Genomic DNA, 23,280 nt, shown 5'->3' with positions numbered 1-23,280 from the left:
TGAATTTAAACCTGTTTGAATAGTTGTAAGTGGAGAGAGGTATTTTGATACGATGAAATAAAGGAGGATTACGCTAATAATACTTGTAAAAATAACAATCGCAGTTTGTATAAATGCAATTTTATATATTGGAGATTCTATTTGTTCTATTGACTCCCCAACACAAGCAGTATAAACTCCAGAAACTTTTGTACATACAGCAAATCTTTCATTGCCGTCTTTTGGTCTGGTATACTCAAAAGGTTCAAGATCTTTCTTGGTTTTTGCAAGATTTGCAATTGTGCTAATATCATAACCTTGTTGCAAAAGAGTTTTATCCGTAGAAACAAATACTTTATTTTCTTCATCAAATACAAAAGTTCTGCCTGGTAAATTTTCAAATTCAGCTTGCAAATCTGCCGCAAGAATATCTACAGCCAAAACTCCTATAAATTTACCATCTTTATAAAGAGGGGTAGAGTATGTAAAACAAGGTAAATTTGTAGTCACATCAATATAAGATGGGGTGATATAAAGTTTATTTGTTTTAACTGCTTCTATATAATATTCTCTTGTTCTAGCATCATAATTATCAGCTTTTCCATAAGTTCCAAAATCTAAATTTTTAGCATCAGAGTCTGGATCACTTACAACAAGTTCACCGTTTGGTTGAGCGATATAAACCGCTAAAAATCTTCCAGCATCTCTAAAATTTTTTAAATCTTTTCCAACATAACGCATTAAAGCATCTTGGTTATCCAACTGTTCTACAGGATGTTTTAAAATACTTTTAGCCAAACTTTCAAGAACTAAAGAATTTCTCGCCTTAAAAGACTCCATAGAATTTTTTGCTGTTTTAACATAGTTTGTTTCAGCTTTTACAACTTCATGAAAAATTGCTTGTTTTACAAACATAAATGTTACAACACCTAAAATTATCAAACACACTACTGCGATTAAATTTGCAATCAGTGAAACCTTCAATTTTACGCTTTTCATAAATTTAAGCGCTCCTTTCTAATATTATTTTATAGGGATATCTTCATCAAGTTTTAGAATTATAAATTAAAAAATTTAAATTTTTACTTAAAATATAAAAGTAATAAAAAATTTTATTTAATAAATATTTAAATTAATTTATATTTATTATTTTTATTTAAATATTGCTTCAAAAATTCTATGTATTAAGCTTAATATCGTTATAATTTAGAAAAAATTTATATCAAAGGAAATATTTTGAAAAAAATTATATTATTTATCTTATCTTTAGAGATATTTTATACTTTCACACAAGCTAAAAATTTAGAGCAAGAACAAAATACTAGCAGCAATTTAGTTAGTGTCAGTATAACACCTCAAGCATTTTTTGTTAAAAAAATAGCCGCAAATACTCTAGATGTCAATGTTATCTTACCTCCAAATAGCAATGAGCATAATTTTGAATTTAAACCAAACACCATAAAAAAACTTGAAAAAAGTGATATTTATTTCACTATAGGCTTAGAATTTGAAAAAGTTTTTACGGATAAATTTAAACAAAATTTTCCAAAACTTCAAGTTATAAATATGCAAAAAAACATAGCTTTAATTCAAACTCATGACACTCACGAGCACTCTCACGAGCACCACGAACATGAGCATTTTGATCCTCATACTTGGCTAGATCCTATTTTAGTCCAAACTATGGCTTTAAATATTTATGACGCCTTGATTCAAAAATATCCACAAAATAAAAATTTATATAAACAAAATTTAGATAAATTTTTAGCAGAATTAGATAGTTTAAATTTACAAATTGCCTCAAAATTAGAAAAATTAAAAAATAGAGAATTTGTAGTTTATCATCCTTCTTGGACATATTTTGCAAAACGCTATAATCTTACGCAAATTCCTGTAGAAATTTTAGGCAAAGAACCAAAAAGCAAAGATTTGCAAAAACTTATCACTCTAATGAAAAATAAAAATTTAAAAGTCATTTTTGTTCAAAATGGTTTCCCTGAAAATGCAGCAAAAACACTTGCTAAAGAATGTGATGCAAAAATTTACAAAATAGATCATTTATCTTATGATTGGGAAAATGAGCTTTTAAAAACTGCTGATGCCTTTTCTCATAATTTATAATCAGGCTTTTTGATGCTTTTTTTTGAAATTTCTAATCTAAACTACGCTTATGATAATGAAATCATCTTAAAAAACATCAATCTTAGCTACGACAATAAAGACTTTCTCTCTATCATAGGTCCAAATGGTGCAGGAAAATCAACACTTGTAAAACTTATCTTAGGACTTTTAAAATCTCATAATAAAATCCATTTCAAAGCTCTTCAAAGAAAAGAAATAGGCTATGTTCCTCAACACACTCTAGCCAATCCTAATTTTTGTCCAAGAGTACTTGAAATCGTTCTTATGGGACTTGTAAGTAAAAAAATTTTTGGTTTTTATAGAAAAAAAGATAAAGAAAAAGCTATGCAAGCTTTAAAAAGCGTAGGAATGGAAAAATTTTGGAACAAAACCATTGATTCTCTAAGCGGAGGACAAAGACAACGCGTTTTTATCGCGAGAGCCTTAGCTAGTGAATGCAAAATGCTTATTTTAGATGAACCTACCGCAAGCGTTGATAACAAGTCTGCTATACAAATTTTTGAACTTCTAAGCTCCTTGCACCAAAAAGGTATGGGAATTTTACTCATTTGTCACGATATCAACCTTGTATTAGCTTATAGCGATAAAATTGCACATTTAAACAAAGAACTTTTCTTGCATACCAACACTAAAGAAAAAGAAAAAAGTTCATTTTTAAAACATTTATACGAAAACCACTCTCATTTTTGTGATGTAGAAATGAGTTTAAATGCTTGTTTTTGCGATGAAGAAAATTGCGATAGTAAAAAACTATGCGAACAAGAATTTACAAGAAGAAATTTGAAAAAAACAAAATTTAAAAAAGAAAATTTTTGTTTAAAATTTTCAAAGGAAAATAATGCTTGAAATTTTAAATTTCACCTTTTTTCAAAACGCTTTACTAGGAGCGATTTTAGTCAGTATAGCTTGTGGGATCATAGGTACTTTGGTGATGATAAATCGCCTTTTTTCTATGGCTGGAGGTATAACACATGGGGCTTTTGGTGGTATAGGTATAGCTTTTTATTTTTCTTTACCTATTTTATTAAGCACGGGAATATTTACTTTATTTTTGGCTTTTTTAGTAGCTTTTTTAGCTAAACGCTATGAACACAGAAGTGATAGTATTATCGCTGTAATTTGGGCTTTTGGAATGGCTGTTGGGATTATTTTAATCGATTTAAGCCCTAGTTATAACACAGATTTAATGGCTTATCTTTTTGGGAGCATTTTGGCTGTAGGAACACAAGATTTATGGCTTATGACTTTGGTTGATGGCATGGTGGTGCTTTTGATCTTTTTATTTTATAGACAATTTGAAGCATTAAGCTTTGATGCGGAATTTGCAAAAGTTCGTGGTATCAATACAAGTTTTTTTCATTATCTTTTAATCGCCCTTATGGCTTTTTGCATAGTTATTTCCATACGCCTTGTAGGGCTTATTTTGGTTATGGCTTTACTTAGTATCCCAAGCTTTATTGCTGAAAATTTCACTAAAAGACTTGGCTTTATCATGATTTTGGCAAGTTTTTTAAGTATGATTTTTTGCATTTTAGGACTTATACTTAGCTATTATCTTAATCTCTCAAGCGGTGCTTGTATCATAGCTGTAGCTTGCTTTGGTTTTTTAGTGCATTTGATAGGCAAATTTTTAAAAAGGTAAAGGTGCAAAACACACTTGCACTTTTATATCTTTTTGCCCTTGTTCTTTAAAATACAAATGTTCGCTTGCCTTAAAAACAAAAAATTTTTCTGCGATTTTTCTTTGTAAATCTTGAGTTTTTTCACATAAAGGATACACAAGTTTAATATCATAAATTTTAAATTTGCAAGCATAAGCAAACATTTGATACAAATCGCTTTGTGTTATACCCTCTTTTTTCTCATCTTCACTATCATTTGGAATTTTCCATTTGGCATCTAGGATCATTTTATTTTTTATATATAAATCAGGCTTTAGCATGAAACAATTTTCATCATTTTTTGAGATTAAATACTTTCCACTGTTTTGGACTTTAATATCTTGAGTTGGATTTACTTTTTTTAGCATATAAGCTACATAATCTTCAAAAATTTTTTCCATAGGAAAAAGCAAAGCAAAAGCTTCATTTTTACCATGATAAGGCATAAAACTTTCATTTTTTAAGAAAATTTTACACCACAAAAGCAAGTTTTCATAATAATCAAAATGTCTTGAAATTTTATAACTAAAATCTTTTTCATAATTTTTAGAAAATTCTACCTCATCAAGCATTTGCATGGCTTTTATAAGTCTAAATTTATTCAAACTTGTTTTGGATTTTAAAAAATTTAGCGTTGATTTTATCAAACGATTGGGTGCTATATCTAAAACAAACTCATCATTGCTTGTAAAAAATCTTTCTTTGTGTATCAAATTTCGCTTGATATTCTCGTTAAATAGTAATTTTCCCTTTAAAAAAGCCCTATTTTCTTCGCAACTTAGATAAGATCTCATCAAGCCTTTTTTATATACGCTATCAAATTCATCTAAAAACATAGTGATAAACACTTCAAATAAAGGAATTTTAGAACTTTGCAAAGATGAAATTTGCGATTTTTTAAAGGGGGAGTTTTTTAAGGTTTTTAGCATATTTATCAAAAGATTTTTGGGATTAAATTTAAAATCTTTTTCATAAAAATCATTATTTTTAGAAATATTGTCTAATTCATAACATCTTCTTAGTTTTTCTTTGTCATGATTTGAAGAACTATCTTCTTTTTTATAACTATCCAAATTCGTGCATTTTGGCAAAATCTCCAAAACCCCACTTTTAGTCTGTATAATGCCAACATAATTTTTAGCTTTTAAGGTATTTTTGTTTTTAAAGCCTAAAAGACTTTCATTATTTTTTGCAAAGTCTTCTAGCTCTTTATAAAACCCTTCGGCCTTTTCTTTGAAAATTTCTTTTAAATCTTCTTTAGAAAAAGCTTGGTATTCGATGATGGAAAAAGTGCTATTCATTTTCGTTTTTTAATTTATTTGCTATTTCATCATTATAAATTGCTTGATATATTTCTATTTTATCCCAAATTTTATCATCAAATGAAGCAATATCATAAATACTTCTCTCGCTATTAACACTATCTAGATTTTTTATTTTTTGAAGATATTTATCATCTTTTTTATCTTTAAAAATCATACCATTATCATTTAAAACCGCATTAATCAAAGCATAATCATTATAAAAATACTCTTGCAAAAGCGGGATAATTTTGTTTTGAAAAATACTTTTTAAATCATTTAAATTTTCAACACCTATAAAAAATGCGTGTCCTATGGTTTTTTCTCTATCTAGTAAATATTCTATACGAGTGTTTATAGCTTTTAATAATTCTTGTAAATTAATACCTTCGCAATCCATAGATAATTTGCTCACATCAGGCATCATCTCAATAAATTCAAAGCGTCTTCTTAAAGCTGTATCAAGAGAAGTTATGCTTCTATCGGCTGTATTCATAGTGCCTATGATATAAACATTTTTAGGCACTCCAAATTTTTCACCGCTATAAGGCAAAGTCACTTTTAACTCTTCTTTTTCACCTATCCTTTTACTAGGTTCTATCAAGGTTATAAGCTCACCAAAAATCTTACTTACATTACCACGATTGATTTCATCTATGATGATTATATAAGGTTTTAAAGAATTATCATTGTTTTTATTATTTTCAATCTTTGCGGTTAATTGTTTTTCATATGCTTTAAATTTTTTCACTAAATTAAAGTAATAAGTATGAGCTCTATCAGCATAACCTCTATTAAATACCTTTTTAAACATTTCAGTAGCATTGTTAAATTCATCTTTGTATTTTAATAACTCCATAAATATAGATAAATTTAAATTAAAAATTCCATCGAATCTCTCTACGCCTTCACTATAAATCACAATTGTTTTATTATCAATTTCAACAACAAAGAAATTTCCACCCTTTGTTTTACCAATAGGCTCATTTGTTTCCAAAAGCCAATTTAAAAAATTTTCAACCTTTTCTTTTAATTCTATTTTTTTATTCAACTCATCTGCATTTAAGATACTATTCCCATAATTATCCAAAGCTTTTTCGCAAAGTTCTTTAAAAATTCCATCTTTTATTTCATATTGTATTTCTTGAGAATTTGCTTTATTATTCATCACAGGCTTTATGCCTTCTACAAATTCTTCATATCCATAGCTTTGATGAAAAGTAGTAAATACTATTTGTCCATTTTTTACATACCCATCAAATTTGGCTTTTTTATCATCTCTACTTTCTAAATTTTCGCCCAAAATTTCCAAAGCTTTATCTATAGTATGATAAGTTTTTCCTGTGCCCGGAGGTCCATAAAGAATTTGATTTAAGGGTATAATTTTCATATTTGATTCCTCAGATTGCACTCTTTCAGTTATAAAAATATCTTGTTCATAATAATCAATCAAAAAAGCCCTATAATAATTCAATGCACTAGAATACATATTGTTTCCATTGCTGTTTTTTAACTTAAATTCTTCATTTTTATTTAATTTATTTATATTTTGATCAAAACTAAATAAATCACAACTATATAGATTTTCTTTTAAAAATTCTTTTGATATATTTTCTATAACTTGAATATATTTATTTATAGTATTTTTATCTAATTTCTTTTTATTTAAATATTCACTAAATAAATTTTTCATTTTATCTATATAATTTTGACTATCCATGCCATATTTATTCCATAAAGGAATAGCTATATTTTCTATCATTTTAACTAATGATAAATTTTTATTCTCTAATAATTTTTTATGTATTTGATATATTTTTAATTTTTCTTTAAATTCATTCAAAGATATTAAATCTAAAACATTTTTAGAAAAAATATTAACTATTTTTATATTCTTTACATCTTGATAATGAAAAGCTATTTTCCATTTAATTGCATCCCCAAAATCTATTTTTTCTATAGCTTTTAAATTATTATATTGACTTGCTTGTATTATTTGTATGATTTTTTCTTTGATATTATTAAATGCTTCATTTTCATTATTGCCATATTTAGCAATCCAAGCATAATTTTGACTATATAATCTACCGCTAGAAGATTCTTTCTGACTTTCATCATTTCTTCTATATATACCAAATTTAAAAGCTGAGCCACCCCAAATACTTCCTAGATTATCCAATTTGCTTTCTATCCAAAAAGTAAAATCATCTCTATTTGGATTATCTTTTTTAATGTTAGTATATTCTTCAAGAGTCATATTTTTAACTTTTTCTAAAGTCCATACTTCTTGAAATTTTAAAAAGCCATCAAGCATTTCTTGTAATTTTTTTTCATCTAAATTCCACATTACCAAATCCTTAAATTATGCTATTTTTAAATCATATTTAGATTTCTTACCACTCCACAAAGGTTCTAGCTTTTTTTATATCATTAAAATTTATAGTAGTTTTTTCTTTATTTTCTAAATTTTCTAAAGTGATATTTTCATCATCTACAGCAATGATTTTTGCTTCGAATTTTTCTTTTTCATTGGTTGCAATCTTCACAAGTTCACCTATACTTTTAGCAAAGTGTTCTATCTTACTAAGTTTTCTTTCAAGTCCTGGTGAAGATACTTCTAAAAAATACTCCCCATTTACAGGTGACTCTACATCAAAAATAGGCGATAAAATTTCACTAAGCCTTGCACAATCATCAAGATTTACCCCACCTTCTTTTTGCACATAAATTCTATAAATTTTTCTGCCATTTTCACTTACTAGCTCATCATCATAAAAGCTAAGTTCTGCTTCTTTGCAAAGGGCTTCAAGATTCATTTTTATCCTTTTTTATTTTTTCAAAAAGTGCATCCATATGGTTTTGATACTCAAGCCTATCATCAAATTTAAAATGAAAATTCGGACACCTATACCAGCCCTGCTCACTCATGCAGTAATTTTGCAAAGCTCTACTTGCCTTTTTTAAAGAAGATAAAATTTTTTCTTGCTCATGGACATTAAAAAACATCTTATCAAGATACACAAAAGCATCATATCTGCCTTTTTTGCACTCTACATCCACTACACACAAATTTTTCAAATTTTCATCATCTAAATTTGCTAAAGCTTCAGGGATTAGCTCTTTTAAGATACTTTCGGTGCGTAGTTTTTTAATCTCACTTGGGTTCATAGACTTGCTTGTTCCTCTACTTCTTTATAGCTTTCTATATAATCACCCATTCTCATATCATCACACCCTTCTATACCTACGCCACACTCATAGCCTTTTGCCACTTCTTTAACATCATCTTTAAAGCGTTTAAGCGAACTTACATTGCCTTCATAAACCACAACTCCATCACGAATAAGGCGAATTTTGGCTCCACGGTTAATCACCCCTTCAGTTACCATACAACCTGCGATTTGTCCGATTTTTGGTACATTGATCACTTGTCTAATCTCTGCTTGTCCTAATTGCTCTTCAGAAATAATCGGGCTCATCATACCACCAAGTAAGGCTTTTACATCATCTAAAAGATTATAAATCACATTATAGGTTTTAATTTCTACACCTTTATCCTTAGCACGCTCTTTAACTTCCCCTGTTGGGCGTATGTTAAAACCTAGCACTATAGAGTTTTCACTCGCACTTGCAAGCTCTATATCACTTTGTGTGATCCCTCCTACCCCGCTATGAATGATATTAACTTTAATTTCATCATTTCTAAGTTTTTCTAAACTTGCTTTTAAAGCTTCTAAAGATCCTTGCACATCAGCTTTTAAAATAACAGGCAAGGCTTTTAGATTACCTTCTTTGATCTTAGCTCCAAGCTCATCAATGCTAACTTTAGTGGATTTGCTAAGTTCTTTTTGGCGATTGTATTCGTGGCGTTTATTAGCGTATTCTCTTGCTTCTTTATCTGTTTTTACTGCAATTAAAATTTCACCTGCATCTGCTACTTCACTAAGTCCTACGATAACCCCACATTCACCTGGTTTGATTTCTTTTAAAGCTTTACCTTGATCATCGCTCATCGCACGCACTTTTCCATAAGCCTCGCCTGCAACCACAGTACTTCCTACAGTAAGTGTTCCATTTTGCACGATGATAGTAGCTACTGCACCACGCCCTTTTTGCACAGAACTTTCTATAATGCTTGCTTTAGCAAAACTTTTTGGATTGGCTTTAAGTTCTAAAATATCAGCTTGTAAAAGCACAATTTCAAGCAAATCTTCAATCCCCATTCCTGTTTTAGCCGAAACTCCTACAAATTCATAAGATCCGCCCCATTCTACTGGCATAATTTCCATTTCTGCGAGTTGAGTTTTTACCATATCAGGATTTGCTGCTTCTTTATCCATTTTGTTAATAGCGATAATAATAGGCACACCTGCTGCTTTAGCATGATTTATCGCTTCTTTGGTTTGTGGTTTTACCCCATCATCTGCGGCCACAACAATGATTACAATATCAGTGATACTTGCACCCCTTGCACGCATAGCAGTAAAAGCTTCGTGACCTGGGGTATCGATAAAAGTAATTTTACGTCCATTTTTTTCTACCATATAAGCACCCACGTGCTGAGTAATACCCCCTGCTTCACCACTTGCAACGCGTGATTTTCTGATATAATCTAGCAAAGAAGTTTTACCATGATCAACATGCCCCATGATGGTAATCACAGGTGCTCTAGTCACTAAATCTTTTTCATCAGTCTCTTCTTCATAGTCTTTTACATAATCAAACTCATCAGCCTCGTTAATGATATTGATCTCTATACCAAATTCAGCAGCCAAAATTTCAATCGCATCTTCATCTAAGAAATCATTTTTTGTTGTCATCATTCCAAGCATGAAAAGTTTTGAAATCACTTCACTAGTGCTTTTTCCTATCTTATCAGCGAATTCATACACACGAATTTCTTTAGAAATAGAAACACTACTTACTTCTTCTACTTCCTTTTTTTCAATCTTTTTAGGTGGTTTTTTACGACTTCTTCTTTGAATTCCACCTTCAAGCCCAAAACCCGCAGAATTTCCAACAGCTTGTCTTATAAAATTAGGTTGTTTTTTATTAATATTTTGTGGTTTTTCTTGTTCTTTTACACTAAAATCAGGTAACACTACCTCATCTTCATCATCTAAAGAAATATCACCAAAATCATGTTCATCTAAAAAATTCATTTTTTCGGTACTTTCTTTTTTACTCGCAACAAAAGATTTTTTTTCTTTTTTCTTTTTCTTCAAACTCTCATCAGCATTTGAAAACATGGTTTTTAAACTTAAGCGATCTTCATTATTGATAGATATATCATTTGAATTTTTTACTTCTTCTTTTTTAACTTGAATTTCTTCTTCGTCTTTTTTCTTTTTAACAATGACAAGTCCGCGTCTTTTGGCTAAAGTTGCACTAGCAAGGCTTTGTGGCTTATGAGCATCAATAATTTCTTGTTTTTCTTCCTCTTTTGCATTTTCTTTTTCAACTTTTAATTCTTCTTTTTTAACTTCTTGTTTAAGCTTTTCTTCTTTTTTAGGTTCTTTTTTTTCAGATTCATTTAGCTTTTCTTGTTCTTTTATATTTTCTTTTTTAGGCTTTTTTGCCGTAGGAGTTTTGATATTTTTCTTAAAAGCTTCTGGAATTTCTCTTGTTTGTATATACTCATAAATAGCTGCTGCAATCTCAGGTTCTACAGCATTTGATGCTGTTTTAATTCCAAGCCCCAATTCATTTGCCTTTTCAATAATTTCCTTACTATCATAACCTAATTCTTTTGCGATTTCATGAATTCTAATCTTTGCCATTTAAAAATATCTCCTTAAGTCCTTGCTGAGTAATTTTAGTATTTAAATTTTTACATATTTTAGAAAATGCTTTTTGTAAGATTTTATCTTCTTTCTCAATACAATTTTGACATAAATATCCGCTTCTTCCATGTTCTGCTTTAGGCACAATATCTCCTAAAACAACTTTAAATCTAAATAACATATTTTGCTCAAAGCGGTTTTTACACACTATGCACATTCTAATTGGTATATGTTTTTTCAAAATTATATCTTTTTTTTATATTTTTTAGCAAATTTCAAAGCCATTATCATCAAATTCTAAATATTGCACACGAAAATCTTTAAATTTTGTTTGCATTTTCTTTGCCAAAGCTAAAGCATCATCTTTGAAAGCTAAAGAAAAAAAGCTCGATCCCGAACCTGAAAGTGTGCTCATTAAAGCTTTATTTTCTAAAGCAAATTTTTGCACTTCAAAAAGCTCCGGTAAGTTTTTCATACGATTGATTTCATGGAGCTTATCTTGACTTGCAAATTTTAAAAATTCATATTTTTTCTCCAAAAAACAAGCGGTTAAAAATGAAGCATGAGAAAGGTTGAAAACCGCATCATTAAAACTTAAATTTTTAGCCAAAGCTTGGCGTGATTGTTCCGTACTCATTGCCAAATTTGGGATCACAACCACAGCAGCTAAATCTTTATCAATCTCTTTTTTGATACTATAAACTTTATTTTTTTCAACCAAAGAACACACAAAACCACCAAGAGTAGCTGGAGCGATATTATCTGGATGGTTTTCATAAATTAAAGCTTCATCTAAAATACGTTCTTTTTCTACCTTAAATCCACTCATATAATAAGCACTGGCAATAGCTCCAACAATCACAGCTGAAGAGCTTCCTAACCCTCTTGAAAGAGAAATGTTATTTTGAAAAATAAAACGAAAATTATCTTTTTTTCCACTTAGTTTTTCATAAATTTCATAAAAAATATTTACAAATATATTGTTTTTTTTAAGAAAAATATTATCACTGCCCTCACCTCCAATACTAATGCTAAAAACACCTGATTTTTGGATTTGAGTTTCATTAAAAAGCTTTAAACTAAGTCCTAAACAATCAAAACCTGGCCCTAAATTCGCACTCGTAGCGGGAACTAAAATTTTCAAATTTCATCCTAAATTGCATCTAAAAAATAAAAGGGAAGATTATCATTATTTAGTTTAAGCTCTTGTAAATTTTTTGGTAAAAAAAACTCTGCTGGGATATTTTGTTCTAAACAAATTTCACCTTCCTTATACACAAAACAAAAATTTTTATTTGCACTTATGGGTTTATAGCCATTTAATTCAAAAGCACTCACCGCAAATAAAGGAATATTTTTTACTATACTTAAAGTACTCAAACTTACATAAGAAATTTTAATCCCCATATAAGAACCTGGACCATTAGCATAAATTAAACTTGTAAAATCATATTCTTTAAACAATTCATCTAAAATTTTTGGTAAAAATTCGCTTGCTTTTTCTTCACTTTTATAAGTTTTTATAAGTTCATCATCTTGATAAATTCCGATCATTAAAGGCTTAGATAAAGCATTAAGCAAAAGAGAGGTTTTTATGCAAATACCTTTTCATAAGCTTTTTGGGTTGTTTTTTCAAGGCTTACAATTTCATAAGCATCTTTATCTTTTAAAACTTCTTTAGTAAGCAAATGATTTAAATGATGACTCCCAGCATATGAAGTATAATCTCCAAAAACACGATATCCAAGTAAGGTTAAATCTCCAATTGCATCTAAAATTTTATGTCTTACAAACTCATCTTTGAAACGCAAACCCTCAGGATTTAAAATACGATTTTCATCTACCACTATAGTATTTTCTAAACTTCCACCTAGTGCTAAATTCATACTCCTAAGAGCTTGAACATCTTTTAAAAAACCAAAAGTTCTAGCCCTTGCTATGTTTTCTATATAATTTTTTTTGCTGAATTCAAAATTGTAACTTTGTTCACCTATAACAGCATTGTCAAATTTAATTGTGTAATTAATACGGGGTTCTTTAGTAGGAGTTAAACGCACAAATTTATTACCATCTCTTACTTCTATAGGCTTTTTAATTACCATAATTTTTTTAGGTGCATCAAGTTCTTTTACCCCTGCTTCATCAAGCATCATACAAAAACTAATACTTGATCCATCCATAACAGGAGCTTCATTTGCATTTAAAACTATGCGTACATTATCGATTCCATAAGCATTAATCGCACTCATTAAATGCTCTATTGTAGAAATAAATCCACGATCATCTCCTAAAACAGTTGCCATTTGAGTATTGATCACATTTTCAGGACTTGCCTTATAGCTTGCATTAAGATCGCTTCTAAAAAATACTATACCACTATTTGCTTCTAAAGGCTCTAAAGTAATTTCTATGGGTTCACCCTTATGAAGTCCTATACCTACGCCTTTGACAGTTTTTGCTAAAGTTAATTGTTTCATTAATTTTTTCCTAAAATTATCTTTTTACCATCATTTAAAACATTGTAAATATTATTTTCTATCCATTTTTTATCTTGCCATTGTTCAGGACGCGTTTCAACTCCTTGAACCAAAACTCCAAAATGCAAATGATCACCTAAGGCTAAACCACTTGTTCCTGTTTTGCCTATAATGCTTTGTTTATTAATCATTTCATCTAAATCAACATTTTTAGAAGAACAGTGCCCATAAAGACTATATACTCCAAAACCATGATAAACAATTAAATTTAAACCATAAATTCCATTTTCAGCAGCAAAAACAACCTTGCCTGCGTTATTGCTTATGATAGGAGCTTGTACTACGCTTGCTAGATCAAGCCCCATATGATAAGAATCACTCACAAATTGCCCATTATAAGAATAATACCTATGATCAGCAAAATCCGCTACTTTCATACCATTTTTAAGAGGTAAAAATAAATTCAAATCAAAATTATCAATTTTTTCCTCAGGTACTTTTGAAGTGATTTCATGGATAAGTTCTTCATTGCTATTTCTTAAAGTTTCATTGACAAACTTAAATTTTTCATAACGATTGAGATTATTATCTTTTGGAGCGTATTGATTGGCTAAATTCTCAATCTTTCCATCTAAAAATTTATCCGTTAAATTAATATTTGAAACACGATATTTACGATTAACAAAATAATACCTTATACGTTCTTTTGAAATATTTCCCGCTTTATCTGTAGCGATAACAAATGCGCGAAATTCCTCATCTCTTGCATCCCAAGCAATCAAAGCCGCATAATACCCTTCTTTTACATAAGGTGTAACTTTAAAGATTTTACCTTTATTTGTTTCTATATACACCTTATCTAAATTAGCATCATCGGCCTTAAAAACAACTGCCCCAGCACCGCCTTGCTCGATTTGGTAAGAATTGCTTATGATATTGATTTTTGGAGCCGTATTATCTACTAATACCGCAATTTGTTTTCTTGCTTCATTGCCACTAAAAAAATTCCAAAAACTAGAATCTTTAGCTATCACCTCTAAAACAAAAGATTTTACATTTTCTTTGTAACCAAATTTTGGCAAAGCAACTTGTAAGGTAATATCTTTTAAATTAGAAATCTTTTCATCTGCTATAATCATTGCACTAGTATTGTCGTCTTTATGCAATATAATTTGTACATTTTTGATAGAACTTTCATCATCTTTAACATGCACTAAAATAGGTTTTTTAAGATCAGTATATACAACATCTGGCATTAAAATTTGAGGAGGATTTTTTTCAAAAATACTTAATCTTGAAATAAAAAAAATCAAAATTGCTATTAAAACTAAAATTAAAACAGATAAATAAGTTTTGCCTTTTCTTTTTGCCATAACCTTCCTTAAAAATTTTCAATGTTTTTGTTGTTTTTAGTATAAATTCTATTATATTTTCAGTAAATATCTAGCAAATTTATAAAATTTCTCTTAGAGTATTAGCCTGTTTCATCCATTCTCTTAATTCATCATTTTTGTCTAATTGTATCATTTGTTTACATCTCTCTAATTCTTGTTGAAAAAAATCAATAGAACTTAATAAGTTATCTTTATTTTGTAAAAAAATACTTTCCCACATTTGTGGCGATGATTTGGCAATTCTGCTCATACCTTTAAAAGATCCTCCAGCTAAATGAACAATATTTCTTTTATCCTCTTCTTTCATTACAAAATTTGCCAAAGAAAAACTTATAACATGAGGCAAATGAGAAATAATAGCAGCATGATGATCATGGGCTTTACTATCCATAAAAACAATTTTCATCCCTAAATGAGAAAAAATTTCCACTGCTCGTTTTTGATGCAAGTCATCAGCTATTTCACTATCACAAAGAACACAAACTGCATCTTTATAAAGCTCTTTAAAAGCCGCTTTTGGGCCTGAATTTTCAGTTCCTGTCATAGGATGAGCAAAAAGAGTTTGTTTGATTAAATTCTTAGGCAAACTTTCTATAATTTTTCTTTTTGTACTTCCAAGCTCTATAATTGTTACATTAGAAGGCAAATCAACTAACTTTTGCAAAATTTCTATAATAGCATTAACAGGAGTTGCGACAAAAATCATATCACATAAAGCTAAATCTTTAAATTCTATAAGCTCATGAATAAGACCTAATCGCAGGGCATCTTTTTCATTTTCTTTACTTAAATCCATACCATAAACACAAGAAATAAGCTTATTTTCTTTCAAACAAAGCCCTAAAGATCCACCCATAAGCCCAAGCCCTATAATTGCTATTTTCATACTTTCTACCTTAGTTTTTTTGTTAAATTTTTTTTGCTATTATACAGCTTTTAATAAAGCTTTAGGTAAAAAATCAATGAAAAAACATCTTATTAGTATTTGTGCTTTAGTTGCTATAGCCAATGCAGCAACCATTAAAGATATTAAATTTATCGGATTAAACCACTTATCAAATACAAGTGCCATGAATATTACAGGGCTTAAAATAGGCGAGGAAATAAATCCTGCAAAAATCAACACTGCTATTCTTAATCTTTATAAACAAAATTATTTTGAAAATATCGCGGTAGATAATAACAATGGAATTTTAGAAATTATAGTTACTGAAAAACCAACTATAGCAAAGGTTACTATCACAGGTATAGCTTCAAATGATAGAAAACAAGTTGAAAGTATTTTAGGGATTAAAAGAGGCACACTACTTGATGAAGGAAGTATAAAAGAAGCTATTGAACGCATTAAAGCTTATTATGAAGCAAAAAGTTATTTTGATACTATTGTAGAATACAAAAAAAAGACTTTAGAAAATACTGATGGACTAGAGCTTGAATTTATAGTAAATCGTGGCGAAAATATCATTATTGATAATGTTCATTTAAGTGGAGCCAAGAAATTTTCATATTCTGATATAGAACCTGCTGTTGTTAACAAAGAAAAAGAATTTATGGGATGGATGTGGGGACGCAATGATGGAAAATTAAAAGTTTTTGAACTTAGTAACGATAGTTCAAGAATTGCTGATGAATATATGAAAAAAGGATATTTAGATGTTCAAGTATCCTCGCCTTATCTTAAAACCTACACAGATACTTATCAAGCAAATTTGACTTATTTTATCAAAGAAGGAAAGCCTTATAAAATTAAAAGTATAAGCATAGAAAATCCTTTATTTGATGATAAGCAAAATGCACAAACCGTAAAAGATTTAAGATCAAGCACTGGCAAAACTATCAATATCGAAGACATTAGAAAAGATGTTAAAACCATAGAAACACAAAGTGCTGATTTGGGTTATGCGTTTGTAGAAGTCTATCCTGATATTCAAAAAAATGATCAAACTCAAGAAGCCACCGTTGTATTTAAAGTAATCCCTCATGATAAAGTTTATATAAGAAATGTTATTATTTCAGGAAATTCACGTACTGTAGATCGCGTCATACGCCGAGAATTATATATAACAGAAGGTAATTTATACAATAGAACAGACTTAAGCGAGTCAAAAAATGCTTTAAAAAGAACTTCTTATTTTGACGATGTAAATATCAAAGAAGAAAAAGTTGATGATACACATATTGATTTGATTGTTGATGTTAAAGAAGCTTCTACAGGAGCTATTTCTGGAGGCATTGGCTATGGATCAAGCGATGGTATTTTGCTTAACGCTTCTTTATCAGATACAAATATCTTTGGTTCAGGAATAAAAAGTTCTGTAAGCGTAGATAAAAGCGATGATACCTTATCAGGAAGGATTAGTCTCATAAATCCACGCGTTCTTGATAGTCAATATAGTCTGGGTGGAACACTTTATTCAAATGACTATGAATGGGATAATTATTCAGAAAAAAATTACGGCTTTGATATAACAGTTGGACGCCAATTTGCAAGATACTATAATGTAAGCTTAACTTATAATCTTGAACAAAGCGATATATATCACTTAAGTCCAACTCTTTTAAGAACAGGATATGAACTTGGCAAAAGTATTAAAAGCTCTATAACTCCAGCAATCACCTTTAACAATACAGATGATTATTATCTGCCACGATCAGGTATCATTGCTTCAACTAGTTTAGAATACGCTGGACTTGGCGGAGATCAAGAATTTATTTCATCAAGCTCTAAATTTAACTTTTATCAAGGTTTGCAAGACTATATAGGATATGATCTTATTTATCGCTATAAAGCGAGTTTTTATAAAGTATGGGATGAAGGCTATTTGCCAATTAATCAAAGAATTTATTTAGGTGGTATTAGATCGATACGCGGTTTTGAAAGCAGAACGGTAAGCCCCAAAAATCAATGGGGAGATGAAGTAGGCGGAACCATAGCTTTTGCCAATTCCGTAGAACTTAGTTTTCCTTTGATTGATAGAATCAAACTTCGTGGTAGCGTGTTTTTTGATTATGGTATGATAGGACGTAAAAATTTAGATGAAATAAAAAGAATGAGTACAGGTATAGGCATTGAATGGATTACACCAATTGGACCTTTACAGCTTGTATTTGCCAAACCTCTTAATGATAAAAAAGGTGATGATACTAATAGTTTTGAATTTAATCTTGGAACACGCTTTTAATGAAAGAATTTTTAGATGCTTGCTTGAATGCAAATTTGCAAATACGCAAGTATCTAAACAATATCCCACAAAATGATCTTAAACTTTGCTCTAAATTAGGCTATGATAAAAATCAAGGCTATGAGCTTGACTTAAAATGTGAACAAATTTTCATAAAATATCTTAGTTGTTTTGGACAAATTTTTTCTGAAGAAAGCGGATTGATCGGAAAAGCTAGCCCAAAACAAATGATTCTTGATCCTTTGGATGGAAGTTCAAATTTTGTTTCTAAAATACCATTTTATGGAACTTCTGTAGCTCTCATGGAAAAAGATCAGGCAAAAAGCGCTTTTGTTTGCAATCTTGTCAGTCAAGAAATTTTTGCTTTTAATAACAATCAAGCTTTTAAATCCAATCTTTCCGATCCAAAATACTCACCCTTAACACCTAATCTATTTTCTAAAATAGGTATAGTTGAAAAAATTTCACTTTATCCAGAGCTTCTCGATTTTTTAACAAAAAATCAATTAAAATTTCGCTCTTTGGGTGCAACAGCCTTAAGTCTCGCTTATGCTTCGTATTTTAGTTTTGTATTAATTCTTGGAAAAACACGAATTTTTGATACAGTAGCTGCTTTAACAATTCATCAAAATTTATATATAGAAAAAAATGAAAATTTCCTTCTCCTAAGCCAAGACAAGAAAATTTTTGATATAATCTTAGAATTTTTAAAAAATAATTAGGTGAATATATGAATTTTGCAGATATTTTTTCAAAAATAAGAAGACAACAACCTAGTATTAAAGAAGCTCCAAATCACTGGGTAAAATGCCAAAGTTGTCATGCTTTGATGTATTATAAAGAAATAGAATCTTGTTTTAATGTTTGTCCTAAATGTAATTATCACATGAGAATTTCAGCTGATGAACGTATTAAACTTTTAAGTGATGAAGGCAGTTTTATTGAGTATGATGCAAATTTAGAAGCTATAGATCCTTTAAAATTTGTTGATAGCAAATCCTATAAAAAACGCCTTAGCGAAGGTGAAAGTAAAACAGGTAGAAAAAGTTCTGTCATCAGTGGAGAATGTGAAATCAATGGTTTAAAAACCCAACTTGTTGTATTTGATTTTTCTTTTATGGGCGGATCTTTAGGTTCTGTTGAAGGAGAAAAAATCGTTAGAGCTATACAAAGAGCCATCACAAGTAAAACCCCCCTTGTCATCGTAAGTGCAAGTGGTGGAGCTAGAATGCAAGAAAGTACTTATTCTTTAATGCAAATGAGCAAAACTAGCGCCGCACTTAAACTTCTTAGCAAAGAAAAACTTCCTTATATTAGCATTTTAACTGATCCTACTATGGGTGGGGTAAGTGCTTCTTTTGCTTGGCTTGGAGATTTAATCATCGCTGAACCTGAAGCTTTAGTAGGTTTTGCTGGTGCAAGAGTTATTAAACAAACCATAGGAGCAGATTTACCTGAAGGTTTTCAAAAAGCAGAGTTCTTGTTAGAACATGGACTTATAGATGCCATAGTTGAAAGAGGAGAACAAAAACAATATCTTAGCGATGTACTAAAATTTTTTAGTGGAAAATAATTTGCAAGTTAATATCTTTTGTATTCAAAAAAGTGATGAATTTAAAACTTGGAGTGAGAAATACTCTAAACTCATCTCCAAATACGCCACTTTAAAAGAAATAAATGTTTTTAATAAAAAAATAGCCTTAGCTCAAAATTTAAATGCCATAGAAGCAAAAAAAAGCTATGAAGAAGCTTTTATGCCTTATAAAAAAGGCTATTGTATCACTCTTGATGAAAGAGGAAAAGAACTTACAAGTATAGAATTTGCAAAACTCATCCAAGATAAAAATGAATTAAGTTTTTTTATAGGCGGTGCTTATGGTTTAAGAGAAGAATTTAATCAAAGTTTGGATTTTAGACTATCATTAAGCAAACTTACTTTAGCACATCAATTTGTTAAAACCTTACTTTTAGAACAAATTTATCGTGCATTTTGCATCAACAACAATCACCCTTATCACAAATAGAAAGTTTTAAAATGAAAAAAAATGAAATACAAAATTTCAAAAATATTTTAGAAGAAAGAAAAAAAGCCATCTTAGAAAATTTGCAAAGCAATTCAAATGAAATCGAAGCTCTTCAAAATAGCGTCCCAAGCGATAGTGTAGATTTTTCTGTCATAGAAACAGGCTCTCAAATTGACTTTACTATCAGCACCAATCTCAAAGAAGAACTTATAGAAATCGAAGATTCTTTAGATAAAATCAAAAACGGTACTTATGGAATTTGCCAATCTTGCGATGATGAAATCGACTCTCAAAGACTAAAAGTCAAACCTCACGCAAGATATTGTATCACTTGCCGTCAAATTGCAGAACAAGGAAAAAAACATGAAAATTAAACTCTTCTTACTTGCAAGTTTTGTTTATATAGCACTTATTTTTGCCTTTGCTTGGCATCTAGAACTAGGAAGCTATACTCTAAATATCAGCACTTATACCTTTGAACTACCTATTATGATATGGCTTGTTATTCCTTTATTTATTTATATGATTTTAGCCGTTTTACACATAGCATTTTATGGATTTTTGCGTTATTTAAAATTTAAGCATTTTTTTAAAGATGCAGCTAAATTTGAAGCTTATACTCAAGATTTACTCCTTGAAAAAGATCTTAAAACCACTTTTCAAACAAAAGAATTTAGAGCTGTAGCACAACTTTTTAAAACCATAAAAACACATGAAAAAATTCCACACTCAAATAAAATCAATGAAATTTTAGATCTTATTGATGGTTTAAATAAAAACGAATTTTTTAACCTTAGCAAATTTAAACTCGAAAATAACAATGTTTTATATTTGCAAAATGAAAAAAATCATCTCAAAAACGATGCAAATTATGCCTATAACAAACTTAAAAACCTTAATGAAATCAAAGATGAATTTGAAGAAATTGCTTTTAACACTCTTATAGAAAAAGCTAGTTATGAGCAAATTAAAAATGTAAAAATCCCTAAAAAGCCTTCTGAAGTTCTCACACTTATCAAGCGTTTTAAAGAAGGAAATTTAGAACTTAGTGCAGCAGAATACGAAGTTTTACTTTCACGCAACATATTAAGCGAAAAAGACTATCTTAACGCAGCAAAACTAAGTACTAAACTTTTAAATCCTGATGCTATTTTAGGAATTTTTAACAAAATTAAAAATGAAAAAAGCGAAGCTTTAAGAGCGTATTTATATCTTTTAGCTGAATTTGGACTTTTAGATGAGTTAAGAGAGCAAATTCACAATGATGATAAGAAATTTAATAATTTTAAAGCCTTTTTAGCCTTGCGTGAAAAAAATATCAAAATCGATCTAAACCAACTCATACAATGATAGATTTTAGCAAAAAACCCTTGTTTTTAGCCCCTATGGCAGGTTTTTCAGATCTGCCTTTTCGTAATGTAGTAAAAAAATTTGGTGCTGATATTACCATAAGTGAAATGATAAGTTCTAATGCCTTAGTTTATGAAAGTTCTAAAACTTTACATATGTTAGAAAGAGCTGAATTAGAAAATCCCTATATAGTCCAAATTGCAGGTGGAGATAAAGAAGTGTTAAAAAAAGCAGTGCAAATGCTAAATGAAATGGATTTTGTAGATGGGATCGATTTTAATTGCGGTTGCCCTGTAAATAAAGTTGTTAAACAATGTGCTGGCAGTGCTTTGCTAGAAAATTTAGAGCTTTTTAAAAATCTTGTAGGAGTGATTAAAGAAAACAATAAAAAAAGCCTTACAAGTGTGAAATTTCGACTAGGATTTAATGAAAAATATCCTGAAAAAATGGCTAAAATTTGCGAAAGCTTGGGGGTGGATTTTATAAGTATCCACGGACGCACAAGAAAACAGCTTTATAGCGGAAAAGCCGATTATGAATCCATTGCTAGCGCTAAAGCGAGCGTGAAAATTCCTGTGATTGCAAATGGCGATATTAACGCACAAAACGCTAAAGAAGTTTATAAAATCACAAAATGCGATGGACTCATGATAGGGCGTGCAAGCGTAGGAAATCCTTGGATATTTTATGAAATCAAAAGCGGTAAAAGTGTAGATACAAATTTAAAAAAACAAATCATACTCACACATTTTGATGAAATGATAAAACACTACAAAGATCAAGGCGTAAGTATATTTCGCAAGCATTTACACGAGTATTCTAAAGGGCATAAAGACGCTTCAGCCTTTAGAGATGAAGTCAATCGTATCAATGATGCTAAGATAATGCAAGAAAAAATCGAAAGTTTTTTCTAAACCCTAGTTTGTCCTATAAGATTATTTAATCTATCCATTATAGATCCAACATAAGAATTTATACTTTCACTGCTTGCTTTCCAGCCATTAGCTTTTGCTTGATTAAACTGATTATCAAACAAAGCTCCACCATAACCTATGCTTGCATTTTGCCAAGCAACTCCTTTATCCATTGCATATATATCTGCATCAAGCCAGCCATCTTGTGCATAGCCTTTTAATAAACTTGCAAAATCAACTTTGCCTGTCATAATGTCATTTAAAGCAACGCTATCACCATTAAAACTTTCTTTAGCCATAGCCCTATTGTAAGCTTCTACTTTTGGATTAAGTGTGGTTTTTGGACTCTCAACAGGTTGTCCGCTACCATATGATTTTAAAAAACTCATAAACAAAGCTTCTTTAGAATAACTTCCATCTTCATTTTGTGGATAAACTGACATATCAGGATTAAATTGCCAATCTTCACCTTTAGAAACATTTTTGATTTCTTCTAAGGATAAACCAAAACTATGTCCATTTATGCCATCTATTAAAGATCCCGATTGTATATATAAACTTTCAGCTTCTTTCATTTGTTCAGGGGTTTGATAAACATTTGAAATTAAAGAATTTGAAAAATCTCTTAGGTGAGTGATATTCATTCTATTGCTTGGATCATTAAAATCCATCGATTTTATTCCATTTATAGCATACCCCTTAGGCATAGAATTTATATCTGCTTCACTAAAACTTGTTTTATCATTTTGAAATGCACTTATTACTTGATTAAAGCTATTATAATAGGATTTAACAATAGAAGCCATATCAAAACTATTATAATAGTTTCCACTAGTTTCATCAGCCATATTATGTTAATTAAATCTTTCTATCTCATCTAAAGTAGATTTATGCATCTTAAAATCTTCAGGAAGTCCCGCAGCTTTGTTAAAATCACTTCCCATATAGCCATCTTTATCTACACTATAACCATAAGCTGTATTAGTGTTTAAATCAGCTTGTTTATATTTTAGAGTATAAATAGAGTTTTTAAATTCACTTGATATATCATAATTAGGAGAACTTGTCTTGCT

General features: G+C 29.7%; 22 protein-coding genes and 1 pseudogene. 10 read left to right on the top strand and 13 right to left on the bottom strand.

What is annotated here, in order from left to right; translation table 11 throughout:
- Positions 1 to 978: cache domain-containing protein (locus ELQ09_RS08050; protein ID WP_208336091.1), on the bottom strand; the 978-nt coding region annotated here is incomplete at its 3' end.
- Between the two features lie 237 nt (positions 979 to 1,215).
- On the opposite strand from ELQ09_RS08050, the gene ELQ09_RS08045 reads away from it, so the two are divergent.
- The 3 genes from ELQ09_RS08045 to ELQ09_RS08035 are packed head-to-tail and all read left to right on the top strand — an operon-like array spanning position 1,216 to position 3,763.
- Positions 1,216 to 2,100: a zinc ABC transporter substrate-binding protein gene (locus ELQ09_RS08045; RefSeq protein ID WP_070316767.1), complete on the top strand. Its 885-nt coding sequence runs from the start codon at positions 1,216 to 1,218 to the stop codon at positions 2,098 to 2,100.
- Between the two features lie 12 nt (positions 2,101 to 2,112).
- Complete coding sequence (locus ELQ09_RS08040) at positions 2,113 to 2,967, top strand: ABC transporter ATP-binding protein (protein WP_134263888.1); 855 nt, start codon at positions 2,113 to 2,115, stop codon at positions 2,965 to 2,967.
- Positions 2,960 to 3,763: a metal ABC transporter permease gene (locus ELQ09_RS08035; RefSeq protein ID WP_002881034.1), complete on the top strand. Its 804-nt coding sequence runs from the start codon at positions 2,960 to 2,962 to the stop codon at positions 3,761 to 3,763. The genes ELQ09_RS08040 and ELQ09_RS08035 overlap by 8 nt, the downstream gene beginning before the upstream one ends.
- Here the strand turns inward: ELQ09_RS08035 and ELQ09_RS08030 are convergent.
- The 11 genes from ELQ09_RS08030 to ELQ09_RS07980 all read right to left on the bottom strand — a co-directional run bounded on the left by ELQ09_RS08030 (position 3,752) and on the right by ELQ09_RS07980 (position 15,623).
- A complete protein-coding gene (locus tag ELQ09_RS08030; protein WP_134263887.1) occupies positions 3,752 to 5,083 on the bottom strand; it encodes an McrC family protein in 1,332 nt (443 codons plus the stop codon). The two genes, ELQ09_RS08035 and ELQ09_RS08030, sit on opposite strands and share 12 nt — an antisense overlap.
- Positions 5,076 to 7,430, bottom strand: a complete 2,355-nt coding sequence (locus tag ELQ09_RS08025; protein ID WP_134224973.1) for an McrB family protein — start codon at positions 7,428 to 7,430, stop codon at positions 5,076 to 5,078. The genes ELQ09_RS08030 and ELQ09_RS08025 overlap by 8 nt, the downstream gene beginning before the upstream one ends.
- Before the next feature lie 46 nt (positions 7,431 to 7,476).
- On the bottom strand, positions 7,477 to 7,899 hold the full coding sequence (rimP, locus tag ELQ09_RS08020) for a ribosome maturation factor RimP (protein ID WP_070316772.1): 423 nt from the start codon (positions 7,897 to 7,899) through the stop codon (positions 7,477 to 7,479).
- Positions 7,889 to 8,251 carry a 30S ribosome-binding factor RbfA gene (rbfA, locus tag ELQ09_RS08015; RefSeq protein ID WP_002778650.1) on the bottom strand — a complete coding sequence of 121 codons (363 nt, stop codon included), beginning with the start codon at positions 8,249 to 8,251 and terminating at the stop codon, positions 7,889 to 7,891. Before rbfA ends, rimP begins: the two co-directional genes overlap by 11 nt.
- Positions 8,248 to 10,863 (bottom strand): translation initiation factor IF-2, encoded by a 2,616-nt coding sequence (infB, locus tag ELQ09_RS08010; RefSeq protein ID WP_070316773.1) that lies wholly within the window; start codon positions 10,861 to 10,863, stop codon positions 8,248 to 8,250. The genes rbfA and infB overlap by 4 nt, the downstream gene beginning before the upstream one ends.
- Positions 10,850 to 11,107: a YlxR family protein gene (locus ELQ09_RS08005; RefSeq protein WP_002870410.1), complete on the bottom strand. Its 258-nt coding sequence runs from the start codon at positions 11,105 to 11,107 to the stop codon at positions 10,850 to 10,852. The genes infB and ELQ09_RS08005 overlap by 14 nt, the downstream gene beginning before the upstream one ends.
- Positions 11,108 to 11,131: 24 nt before the next feature.
- Entirely contained in the window at positions 11,132 to 12,010 is an 879-nt protein-coding gene (gene thrB / locus ELQ09_RS08000) for a homoserine kinase (protein ID WP_032589724.1), read from the bottom strand.
- Positions 12,011 to 12,018: 8 nt separating this feature from the next.
- The gene (locus tag ELQ09_RS07995) at positions 12,019 to 12,420 is read right to left on the bottom strand and encodes a tRNA (adenosine(37)-N6)-threonylcarbamoyltransferase complex dimerization subunit type 1 TsaB (RefSeq protein ID WP_070316777.1); all 402 of its coding nucleotides are present in this window, start codon (positions 12,418 to 12,420) and stop codon (positions 12,019 to 12,021) included.
- Positions 12,421 to 12,458: 38 nt separating this feature from the next.
- Complete coding sequence (gene lpxC, locus ELQ09_RS07990; RefSeq protein ID WP_002859351.1) at positions 12,459 to 13,343, bottom strand: UDP-3-O-acyl-N-acetylglucosamine deacetylase; 885 nt, start codon at positions 13,341 to 13,343, stop codon at positions 12,459 to 12,461.
- Positions 13,343 to 14,716, bottom strand: a complete 1,374-nt coding sequence (locus ELQ09_RS07985) for a M23 family metallopeptidase (RefSeq protein WP_134263886.1) — start codon at positions 14,714 to 14,716, stop codon at positions 13,343 to 13,345. The genes lpxC and ELQ09_RS07985 overlap by 1 nt, the downstream gene beginning before the upstream one ends.
- Before the next feature lie 79 nt (positions 14,717 to 14,795).
- The gene (locus ELQ09_RS07980) at positions 14,796 to 15,623 is read right to left on the bottom strand and encodes a prephenate dehydrogenase (protein ID WP_002860956.1); all 828 of its coding nucleotides are present in this window, start codon (positions 15,621 to 15,623) and stop codon (positions 14,796 to 14,798) included.
- A 76-nt stretch (positions 15,624 to 15,699) separates the two neighbouring features.
- Between ELQ09_RS07980 and bamA the strand changes: the two genes are divergently transcribed.
- Genes bamA through ELQ09_RS07945 form a run of 7 tightly spaced genes read left to right on the top strand, consistent with a single transcriptional unit; the run spans position 15,700 to position 22,207 of the window.
- A complete protein-coding gene (gene bamA, locus ELQ09_RS07975) occupies positions 15,700 to 17,919 on the top strand; it encodes an outer membrane protein assembly factor BamA (protein ID WP_096702963.1) in 2,220 nt (739 codons plus the stop codon).
- Positions 17,919 to 18,641 carry an inositol monophosphatase family protein gene (locus ELQ09_RS07970; protein ID WP_134224972.1) on the top strand — a complete coding sequence of 241 codons (723 nt, stop codon included), beginning with the start codon at positions 17,919 to 17,921 and terminating at the stop codon, positions 18,639 to 18,641. Before bamA ends, ELQ09_RS07970 begins: the two co-directional genes overlap by 1 nt.
- Positions 18,642 to 18,649: 8 nt before the next feature.
- Positions 18,650 to 19,492, top strand: coding sequence for an acetyl-CoA carboxylase, carboxyltransferase subunit beta (accD, locus tag ELQ09_RS07965; protein ID WP_002857277.1), 843 nt, complete (start codon positions 18,650 to 18,652; stop codon positions 19,490 to 19,492).
- 1 nt (position 19,493) lies between these two features.
- The gene (locus tag ELQ09_RS07960) at positions 19,494 to 19,943 is read left to right on the top strand and encodes a 23S rRNA (pseudouridine(1915)-N(3))-methyltransferase RlmH (RefSeq protein WP_180752899.1); all 450 of its coding nucleotides are present in this window, start codon (positions 19,494 to 19,496) and stop codon (positions 19,941 to 19,943) included.
- 11 nt (positions 19,944 to 19,954) lie between these two features.
- Positions 19,955 to 20,317, top strand: coding sequence for a molecular chaperone DnaK suppressor DksA (gene dksA / locus ELQ09_RS07955; protein WP_134224971.1), 363 nt, complete (start codon positions 19,955 to 19,957; stop codon positions 20,315 to 20,317).
- Positions 20,307 to 21,293, top strand: a complete 987-nt coding sequence (locus ELQ09_RS07950; RefSeq protein ID WP_134224970.1) for a hypothetical protein — start codon at positions 20,307 to 20,309, stop codon at positions 21,291 to 21,293. The genes dksA and ELQ09_RS07950 overlap by 11 nt, the downstream gene beginning before the upstream one ends.
- Positions 21,290 to 22,207, top strand: coding sequence for a tRNA-dihydrouridine synthase (locus ELQ09_RS07945; protein WP_096702955.1), 918 nt, complete (start codon positions 21,290 to 21,292; stop codon positions 22,205 to 22,207). Before ELQ09_RS07950 ends, ELQ09_RS07945 begins: the two co-directional genes overlap by 4 nt.
- On the opposite strand, the pseudogene ELQ09_RS07940 reads toward ELQ09_RS07945, so the two are convergent.
- A pseudogene (locus tag ELQ09_RS07940) lies at positions 22,204 to 23,280 on the bottom strand (hypothetical protein); the annotation flags it as partial. The gene ELQ09_RS07945 and the pseudogene ELQ09_RS07940 overlap by 4 nt on opposite strands.

Source organism: Campylobacter sp. CH186 (genome assembly GCF_004378925.1).
Classification (GTDB): Bacteria; Campylobacterota; Campylobacteria; order Campylobacterales; family Campylobacteraceae; genus Campylobacter_D; species Campylobacter_D jejuni.
Note: the sequence above shows the minus strand (reverse complement) of the source record. Positions and strands in the feature narration are given on the sequence as shown.

Bases quoted from the DNA above. Each gene is read 5' to 3' on its own strand.
- ELQ09_RS08040 (WP_134263888.1), top strand. From the start codon at position 2,113: ATGCTTTTTTTTGAAATTTCTAATCTAAACTACGCTTATGATAATGAA.
- ELQ09_RS08035 (WP_002881034.1), top strand. From the start codon at position 2,960: ATGCTTGAAATTTTAAATTTCACCTTTTTTCAAAACGCTTTACTAGGA.
- ELQ09_RS08030 (WP_134263887.1), bottom strand. From the start codon at position 5,083: ATGAATAGCACTTTTTCCATCATCGAATACCAAGCTTTTTCTAAAGAA.
- ELQ09_RS08025 (WP_134224973.1), bottom strand. From the start codon at position 7,430: ATGTGGAATTTAGATGAAAAAAAATTACAAGAAATGCTTGATGGCTTT.
- rimP (WP_070316772.1), bottom strand. From the start codon at position 7,899: ATGAATCTTGAAGCCCTTTGCAAAGAAGCAGAACTTAGCTTTTATGAT.
- rbfA (WP_002778650.1), bottom strand. From the start codon at position 8,251: ATGAACCCAAGTGAGATTAAAAAACTACGCACCGAAAGTATCTTAAAA.
- infB (WP_070316773.1), bottom strand. From the start codon at position 10,863: ATGGCAAAGATTAGAATTCATGAAATCGCAAAAGAATTAGGTTATGAT.
- ELQ09_RS07995 (WP_070316777.1), bottom strand. From the start codon at position 12,420: ATGATCGGAATTTATCAAGATGATGAACTTATAAAAACTTATAAAAGT.
- lpxC (WP_002859351.1), bottom strand. From the start codon at position 13,343: ATGAAACAATTAACTTTAGCAAAAACTGTCAAAGGCGTAGGTATAGGA.
- ELQ09_RS07985 (WP_134263886.1), bottom strand. From the start codon at position 14,716: ATGGCAAAAAGAAAAGGCAAAACTTATTTATCTGTTTTAATTTTAGTT.
- ELQ09_RS07980 (WP_002860956.1), bottom strand. From the start codon at position 15,623: ATGAAAATAGCAATTATAGGGCTTGGGCTTATGGGTGGATCTTTAGGG.
- bamA (WP_096702963.1), top strand. From the start codon at position 15,700: ATGAAAAAACATCTTATTAGTATTTGTGCTTTAGTTGCTATAGCCAAT.
- ELQ09_RS07970 (WP_134224972.1), top strand. From the start codon at position 17,919: ATGAAAGAATTTTTAGATGCTTGCTTGAATGCAAATTTGCAAATACGC.
- accD (WP_002857277.1), top strand. From the start codon at position 18,650: ATGAATTTTGCAGATATTTTTTCAAAAATAAGAAGACAACAACCTAGT.
- dksA (WP_134224971.1), top strand. From the start codon at position 19,955: ATGAAAAAAAATGAAATACAAAATTTCAAAAATATTTTAGAAGAAAGA.
- ELQ09_RS07950 (WP_134224970.1), top strand. From the start codon at position 20,307: ATGAAAATTAAACTCTTCTTACTTGCAAGTTTTGTTTATATAGCACTT.
- ELQ09_RS07945 (WP_096702955.1), top strand. From the start codon at position 21,290: ATGATAGATTTTAGCAAAAAACCCTTGTTTTTAGCCCCTATGGCAGGT.